The sequence below is a fragment of the Aminiphilus sp. genome (assembly GCF_029975095.1).
GTDB lineage: Bacteria > Synergistota > Synergistia > Synergistales > Aminiphilaceae > Aminiphilus.
Window position 1 is genome coordinate 1 of sequence record NZ_JARKPW010000008.1, and the last position, 2,893, is coordinate 2,893.

The window sequence follows — 2,893 nt, forward strand, 5'->3', positions numbered from 1 at the left end:
CTCCGGAGGTTCTGCTCGCCGGGGTGGCGGCGGGCACGGCGGTGGTGCCCGCCAACCCGGCCCATCGGGGCCTGGTGCCCTGCGGCATCGGTCGAGGTTTGCGCACCAAGGTGAACGCCAACATCGGCACCTCCGAGGGACACGCGGCGGTCGATCTGGAGCGGAGAAAACTGGTTGCGGCGGTGGAGAGCGGCGCCGATGCGGTGATGGATCTGAGCACCGGGGGCGACCTGCCTGCTCTGAGGGCGGAGCTGCTCCGCCTGTCGCCGCTCCCTCTGGGGACGGTGCCGCTCTACGAGGCGGCCCAGGTGGCCCGGAGCCGCCATGATGCGGTGGTGCGCATGACCGTGGAGGATCTGTTCGAGGTCATCGAGCGACAGGCCGCGGAGGGCGTGGATTTCATGACGGTTCACACGGGGCTGACCCGCCGGGCCCTCTCCCATCTCATGGAGCAGGGACGAGTTGCGGACGTGGTGAGCCGGGGCGGTTCCATTCTCGTGGCCTGGATGCTTCAGCACGACAGGGAAAATCCCCTGGCGGAGCATTTCGACCGGCTGCTCTCCATCGCCCGCACCCACGAGGTGACCCTGAGCCTCGGAGACGGACTCCGTCCCGGCGCCGGGGCGGACGCCACGGATCGGGCGCAGGTGGCGGAACTCCTTGAACTCGGTGCCCAGGTGCGGCGGTGCCGCGAGGCGGGCGTACAGGTCATGGTGGAGGGGCCGGGGCACGTGCCGCTCGGGCAGATCGGGACCAACGTGCAGTTGCAGAAGCGCCTCTGCGAAGGTGCCCCCTTCTACGTGCTGGGGCCTCTGGTGACCGACGTGGCTCCCGGCTACGACCACATCGTCGGGGCCGTCGGAGGGGCCGTCGCGGCGGCGGCGGGAGCGGATTTTCTCTGCTACGTGACGCCCTCGGAACATCTGGGCTTTCCCGACGTGGAGGACGTGCGGGCGGGCGTGACGGCGTCGCGCATCGCCGCCCACGTGGGAGACGTGGAGAAGGGGCTCGCCGGGGCGGCGGAATGGGATCTGGAGATGTCCCGGGCGCGCAAGGCTCTCGACTGGGAGAGACAGGAAAGGGCGGCGCTGGACCCCTCGGCGGTGAGTGCCCGGCGCGCCTCCCTCAAGGACGGTGAGGGGTGCGCCATGTGCGGTCCCCTGTGCGCCATGAAGATCGTCTCCCGGGCGCTTGCGGCGCACGCCGCCTCCGGGAGCGAGGATTGACGCTTTCCGGGAGGGCGGAGGTCCGCAGGAAGGAAGGTGCTCTCTCTTGAGACCATCCGGGCGGGACGAAGCAAGACGGAACGAGAAGGGCCAAAGGGCAACGGGACGGTGTCATCACCGTCCCGTCGCTCTTTGCCCTGCGGGGGCGTTTCAGTCCTTCGAAAGCGGTGAGGCGCGTCCTCCTTGGGTTTTTCGCGGCGGTGGAAGACAGCAAGAACACCTCTTGATCCGGGGCTTGGCGTCTTGTTTTTGAAAAGATCTCCTTTTCTCAATTTTGCGAAAGATATTGTACCTTATTGGCCGGTCCGCTTGTCTTCCGCCTCCCCGAGAGCAAGTTCCCGAGCCTTGACGAAGGAGTCCACGGAGAGCCGGACATCCTCCGGGGTGGTGGCCCAGGAGCAGACGCTGATGCGGATCACGTCCCGGCCGTCCCATTTCGAGCCGCCGCACCAGCAGACCCGGAGTTCCTGCACCTTCCGGAGAATCTCCCGGGTGAGATCGCTGTTTCCATAATGCACCAGCACTTGATTGAAGCACACCTCGTTGCACACCTCGAAATCCCGGGCCCGCAGCTCCGCCGCAAACTGGGCCGCCCGTTCGTGCATGCCCAGGACCATTTCTCCCAGACCTCTTCTGCCCAGGCATTTCAGGGTCGCCCACAATTCGACGATCCGTCCCCTGCGGGACATCTCCGGCGTGGTGAACATGCCGTCCCGGTCTTTTCCCAGCACGATGTAGGCTCCGGACATGTGCAGCGCCGAGACCAGAGCCTCTCTGTCCCGGCAGAGAACGATCCCGCTGTCGTAGGGAGTGTTGAGTGTCTTGTGGGCGTCCACGCTCCAGGAATCGGCCTTTTCCATGCCTCGGGTGAGATGCTTCAGCTCCTCCACGGCACTGGCCCAGAGGCCGAAGGCGCCGTCGATGTGCACCCAGGCGTTCGCCGCTCGGGCCTTGTCGCAGAGGATGTCGAAATTGTCGAAGGATCCGGAGTTCACGTTGCCCGCCTGAAGAATGAGGATCGTGCCGTCGTCCAGAGGGGGAACCTTCTCCGGAACGACTCTGCCCTGGTCGTCCGATTCCACCCACTCCACGTTCTCCCGGCCGAAGCCGAGGAGGGCGATGGCCTTGTGGACCGTGGAGTGCGCGTGTGTTCCCGCGACGACGCGCACCTTCGGCGCGCCGAAGAGTCCCTTTTCGCCGACGTCCCAGCCTTTGCGCTGCAGTACCCTGTACCGGGCGGCGGCCAGACCGGAGAAGGTGGCCATGGAGGTACCGCTGACGAATCCGGCGACGGTCTCATCGGGAAGCCCGAAAAGTTCGCGCAGCCATTCCTCGACGACGCACTCCAGCTTGGCGGCGATGGGCGAGATCACCTGCATGGCCGTGTTCTGGTCCCAGAAATCCCCCAGGAGCCTCGCGGCGAGGCCGGCGGGAACCACGCTGCCGTTCACGAAACCGAAGTACCGTCCCCCCACCTGGGCCACCGTGGCGGGAGAGCCGCAGTGGTGCAGTTTTGCGAGGATCTCCTTCGACGGGGTGAACTCCAGGGGGAGCTTTTCGTCGAAGAGGGCGAGGTTCGACAGGGCTTCTCCGTCGGGGAAGACGTTGCGGTCGAAGACGGTGGCAAGGTACTCCAGGCCGTAGTGCTCGGAAAGGTCGAAGATGCT

General features: G+C 66.1%; 2 protein-coding genes. One reads left to right on the forward strand and one right to left on the reverse strand.

The window, feature by feature from the left end; genetic code table 11:
• Positions 1 to 1,226: phosphomethylpyrimidine synthase ThiC (gene thiC, locus Q1K49_RS00500; protein WP_300521511.1), on the forward strand; the 1,226-nt coding region annotated here is incomplete at its 5' end.
• A gap of 293 nt (positions 1,227 to 1,519) precedes the next feature.
• Here thiC and Q1K49_RS00505 read toward each other — a convergent pair.
• Positions 1,520 to 2,893 (reverse strand): pyridoxal-dependent decarboxylase (locus Q1K49_RS00505; RefSeq protein WP_300521514.1); only part of this gene is annotated, 1,374 nt, incomplete at its 5' end.